The organism is Hymenobacter nitidus, from assembly GCF_020447315.1.
Taxonomy (GTDB): Bacteria; Bacteroidota; Bacteroidia; order Cytophagales; family Hymenobacteraceae; genus Hymenobacter; species Hymenobacter nitidus.
The window spans coordinates 1-5,330 of sequence record NZ_JAJADQ010000024.1; the positions used below are offsets into that span (position 1 = coordinate 1).

A 5,330-nucleotide genomic window follows, 5' to 3' on the forward strand; every position below is an offset into this window, starting at 1 on the left:
ACGGATAGCGGGTTGTTCGTGCCCGTGGCATCCCCGCTCCAGCCGGCGAAAGTAAAGCCCGCCGCTGGGGTGGCCGTCACACTCACGACCGCACCCTCGGCGTAGCTGGCCTGGTCCGGGCTTTTACTGACCGTGCCGCTGCCGCTGGAGGTGGTCGTCAGCGTGAAGGTCGCCGCTGGCACCGCCGTGAAGGTGGCCGTGATGGTCTTGTCCGCCGACATGGTCACTGCCAGCGGATTGGCCGTGCCCGTCGCCTCGCCACTCCAGCCGGCGAAGGTGAAGCCCGCGGCGGGAGTAGCCGTCAGGCTCACGACGGTGCCCGAGGCGTAGGACGCGGCATTCGGGTTTTTGCTGACCGTGCCGCTGCCGATGACGGGAGTGGTGAGCGTGTAGGTAGTAGTGGGAGCGGCGGTGAAGGTGGCCGTAATCGTTTTGTTGGCCGACATCGTGACGGATAGCGGGTTAGCCGTGCCCGTCGCGTCGCCGCTCCAGCCGCTAAAGACAAAGCCCGTCGCCGGCGTAGCCGTTAAGCTTACCAGCGAGCCACTGGGGTAGCTTGGGCCCAGCGAGCTGCGTCCCACGCTGCCACTGCCCGTCACGGGGGTGGTAAGCGTGTAGCTGACGGGGGGCGTGCTGGTTTGCTGCCAAAGCTCTACGCCGGAGAAGTTGGGCCAGCCGCCGGAGCTGGTAAACTGCACGGTGCCGGCGGCCGTAGGCGTCACGTCGTAGGGGCCGAGCCGGGCCCAGGTGCCGGCCGGCCCGCTGTTATAGTTCGTGAGTTTAACCTGTCCGTTGAGCGAGAGGCTGTAGATTTCCGGACTGTTGTCTTCCCACACGTAAAGATAGGCCTGGTACGTGCCGGCGGGCACGGCCGAGAGCGTTACGCTCAGGTTGGGCCCGAAAACGGCCTGGCGAATCATGCCCGCCCGCACGGCATCGGTGGCGGGCAGCAGCGGCACGGATTGGCTCTCGAAGGGCGACCCGGAGGTGGAATAGTTAGGCGCCGTTGAGCCGGCCCAGGCGTTGCCATCCAGGGTGAGAGCCGGCCCGCCCAGGTTGACGGCCCGGTAGAAGGCGTAGCCCGTGCCGGGCACCGCCGCGAAGGTGGCCGTAATGGTTTTGTTGGCCGACATGGTCACGCTCAGCGGGTTAGTCGTGCCCGTCGCGTCGCCGCTCCAGCCGCTGAAGACAAAGCCCGCCGCCGGCGTGGCCGTCAGATTCACCACTGTGCCGCTGCTGTAGGACGTTGCATTGGGGCTGCGGCTCACCGTGCCGCTGCCGCTGGTGTTCAGCGTCAGGGTATAGTTGTTGGTTGGGGGCTGGTCGATGACGGAGAAGTTGGCCGTCAGCACCTGAGCCGCGGTGCCGGTGCCGCCCGCGCCGCTGTAGGGCGTGGCCGTCAGCGAATAGTTGCCCACCAGTGGGGTCCAGGCATTATAGATGCCGTTGACATCGGAAAACAGCGCGTAGGGAAAGCCCGAATCCGTCAGGTTCTGGGTTTGGGCACCGCTCATGGCAAACACCACGCTGCCCGTTGTGGCCCGATTCGCATTGGCCCGGATATTCAGGTTGCGCGTGGGCAGAGTAGCCAGATTGAGGACGGCCCCATTGATAACGGCCTGAATATCTTCGTTGCTATCGGCATCGACCAGGGTGAAGCTGGTGGTAGCGCAGTCCGGATTGAGTCGCACTTCCTGGGTGGTCGCCAGGCCGGCGGCATCCGTTACGGTCAGCGTGACGCGGTAGTAATAATTCTCCGAGCCGCAGCCGTAGGGTGCAATGGTCGTCGTCGTTTCCGGGTTCGGGTCGACCGGCTCGGGGTGCTGGTGGGTGCCGTGGTGCAGAATGGTTTGCCACTGGTAGCTAAGCTGGCCGGCGCTGTGCTCGGCGTCGGTGGCGGTGGCGCGCAGGTTGTAGGTCGTGTTACCCGTCATGGCGTACTGGGTGCCCACGGCCGGGCTGGTAATCGTAACCTGGGGCGGCGTGTTGTTCACCGAAATCACCAGGGCGGTCTGGTTGCTCAGCCCCGCGCTGTTGCGCACGGTCAGCGTGACGCGGTAGTTGGTGGGGGCCGACGTGGCGGGCGTGAAGGTGTGCGCCGGGTCGGCCGTGGTGCTGGTGCTGCCGTCGCCGAAATTCCAGAGGTAGGTCAGGGAACTGCCGCCCGGGTCGGTGCTGGCGCTGCCGGTCAGCTGCACCGCCAGGGGCCCGGGGCCGAAGGTTTTGTTGGCCGTGGATACCGCCTTGGGCGGCGTAGCGGTGTTGATATAGGAGATTTTGCGAATCTCGGAAGGGTAGAAATTGACGTAGAACAACCCCGTCTCCGCCGGACTCACGGCAAGGGATACCGGCACCACGTCGCTGCCGATAAAGTTGCCGACGGCACTGGGCTTGTTGCTGGCATCCACGGTCATGTGGCGCATCCAGCCGGCCACGTAGTCGGCAAAAAAGTAGGTATTCTGGTAGGCGGCCGGAAAGTCGGAGTACGGATAAAACACCCCGCCCGATACGGAGTTGCCGCTGAACTGGGGCCCGCTCACCGGCGAGCCGCTGGCCCCAATGTTGATGGTCGTGGCCGTTTGCCCGCTGAAAATACCCGTGCGCGAAGGGCCGCTGTCGTGCCCCCAGTCAATCAGGGGCCGGGTGTGCACGAAGGTCAGCACGCTGGCCGGAATGGGCTGGGCCGGGTCGCAGGCATTGATAAAGGTGGCCGTGCCGGATGGGGTTTCCTGCTTGAGCAGTTCGCGGAAGTAGAAATACTGCTGGGTGCAGCCGCCCGTGTTGTAGAGCGGGTTGGGCGCGTCCAGGTTAGCCACGTTGGCCGAGGCAAAGGCCGGGTTGGGCGTCAGGCCCTCAAACAGCGGCCAGCCCATGTTCTGTCCCGGCTTGCTGACGACCTCCACTTCCTCCCAGTACGAGCCGCCCACGTTGCCGATGTAGAGCACCCCGGGGTTGGCGGCGGCCGGATCGGGGCTGCCCGTGCCGGGCTTGATGGTCAGGCGGAACGGGTTGCGGAAGCCCATGGCCCAGACCTTGGAGAGCGGGGAATTGGGGGTGGCCGCGTTATAGAACGGGTTGCTGGCCACGCCCGCCCCGGTGGCCGGGTCCAGGCGCAGTATTTTGCCGCTCAGGCAGTTGGGGAGCTGGGAGCGAAGCGCGCCCACGTTTTCCCGGGGCGTGATGATGCCGTCGGCCAGGGCCTGGGCGTAGGTGGTTTCGCCGAAGCTGCCCAGGTCGGGGGCCCAGTGCGCGCCGTCGCCGGTCGACACGAGCAGGGTGCCGTCGGTGCCGAAGGCCAGGGCCCCAGTGACGTGTCCGCCCGAAGTGGAGGGAATACCGGTCGACTTGGTGGCGCCCAGCAGAATCTTGCGGCTGGCGGCACTCACGGTGTAGGTGGTGCCGGCCGGCACGGCCGTATAGCGCGTAAGCCGGCCGATGGTGGCGCTGTAGTAGTCGTTGGTGGCGGGGTTGTAGGTCGGCGTGCCGGCGTGCAGCAGGTGGTGCCGGTCCACGACGTAGAGCAGGTAGATATAGCCGTTCGTGTCAAACGAGGGGTCGAGGGCAAAGCCAATGAGGCCCTGGTCGCCCCAGGCGCCTACTTCGTCGGAGATGTCGAGCACCAGCTGGCGCTGCCCATCCGTCACGACCCACACCCGGCCCGGCCGTTCCCAAACAAACATCTGGCTGCCGGAGCTGGTGAAGGTAAGGCCCACGGCTTCGTCCCAATTGGAGGAAAGCGTCGTGGAGGTAAATCCGGCCGGAGGTGCCTGCGCCGGCAGCAGCCGACTACAGAACAGCAACGCGGCCAGCAGCAAAGCAGTAAGTGTGTTCTTCATTCGAAGCGGGATTTGGAGCAGAATTGGGCGCGGGAAAGCATGCAGTGCCGGCCCGGCCGACAGGCAGGGTCAGACGATAGGTGAGCAGGAGTGGGCGTGGGGGAGTGGGTTGGAGCCGGCCGGGTTGGCAGTATCTGAAGCGGCTACCCTGGCGGGTGCAGCGTAGCCTGCGGCATGGCCACACCCGCGGGTAGATGATACAATACAGCACCAAGTCAGGGAAAACGCGCCGGAAAAGCAGCCCCGGGTGGCGTTATGGCCAGCGTCGGGGCTGCTTTCCGCGCCGGCGAGTAGGCCTTATCAGGGCCGCTCCAGCTTCAGAATGACGGTGGCTTGCTTGCTTGCCAGCTGCAGGAAGTACACGCCGGAGGTCAGCATCTGGCCCGAGAAGTCGAAGGGTAGCCGGTCGAGCGAACCAGCCGACCGGCGCTGGCCCCGGGCTACCAGCTGGCCCGAGGCGGTAGCCAGGGTGTAGGTCAGCTCGCCCTGCAGCTCGGCCGGCACCACCACCGTAAAGCGGCCGGTCGTGGTGGGGTTGGGGTAAATCTGGACCCGACTGGCACTCAGGCGCCCCGCCGTGCGGCTTGTGGTAGCCTGGGCGCCCTTGGCTTCTTCAGCCAGATTGGTCACTCTGAAGTCGATGGTCAGGGCCGTGCCGGGCGTGCCGCTGCCGCCCCCGCCGGAATAGGGCCGGGCCGTCAGGGAGTAGTTGCCCGGGGCCGGGGTCCAGGCGTTGTAGTCGCCGGCCCCGTTGTCGCCGAAGAGGGTGTAGGGGGCCGCTGTTTCCGTCTGATTCTTGGTCTGCGCCCCGCTCAGGGCAAAGACCACGCTGCCCACCGTGGCCGGGCTCGTGTTGGCCCGAATGTTCAGGTTGCGCGTGGGCAGCGAGACAAGGGCGAAAGTTGCTCCATTTGCCAGGGTCTGAATATCCTGGTCGGTGTCGGCATTAATCAGTGTGAAGCTGACCACCGCTGGCCCCGTCGGCGCGGCGGCAAACGTAGCCGTAATGGTTTTATTGGCCGACATCGCCACGCTCAACGGGTTGTTCGTGCCGGTGGCATCCCCGCTCCACCCGCTGAAGACAAAGCCCGCGGCCGGCGTGGCCGTCAGGCTCACGACCGAGCCAGAGGCATAGGTGGTGGCATTCGGACTACGGCCTACCGTACCACTGCCGACAACGGGCGTGGTCAGGCTGAAGCTCGAAGCCGGGCTGAGAGTAAAGGTGGCCGTAATGGTTTTGTTAGCCGACATCGTCACTGCCAGCGGGTTGGTGCTGCCGGTAGCATCCCCGCTCCAGCCGCTAAACTGGAAGCCCGCCTCGGGCGTGGCCGTCAGCGTGACGACCGTGCCGGAAGCGTAGGAAGTGGCATTGGGGCTTCGGCTCACCGAGCCGTTGCTGTTGGTGTTCACCGTTAGGGTAAAAGGTCCGGCCACCACGCCATCCGTCACGCTGAAATCAATAGTCAAAGCCGTGCCGGGCGTGCCGCTGCCGCC

Annotated in this window: 2 protein-coding genes; both read right to left on the bottom strand. The window is 65.7% G+C overall.

Annotated elements, in window-relative coordinates; translation table 11 throughout:
- The coding region (locus LGH70_RS23390) for an InlB B-repeat-containing protein (protein ID WP_226190921.1) at positions 1-3,836 on the bottom strand (3,836 nt) is incomplete at its 3' end.
- 300 nt (positions 3,837-4,136) lie between these two features.
- Positions 4,137-5,330 (bottom strand): InlB B-repeat-containing protein (locus LGH70_RS23395; protein ID WP_226190930.1); only part of this gene is annotated, 1,194 nt, incomplete at its 5' end.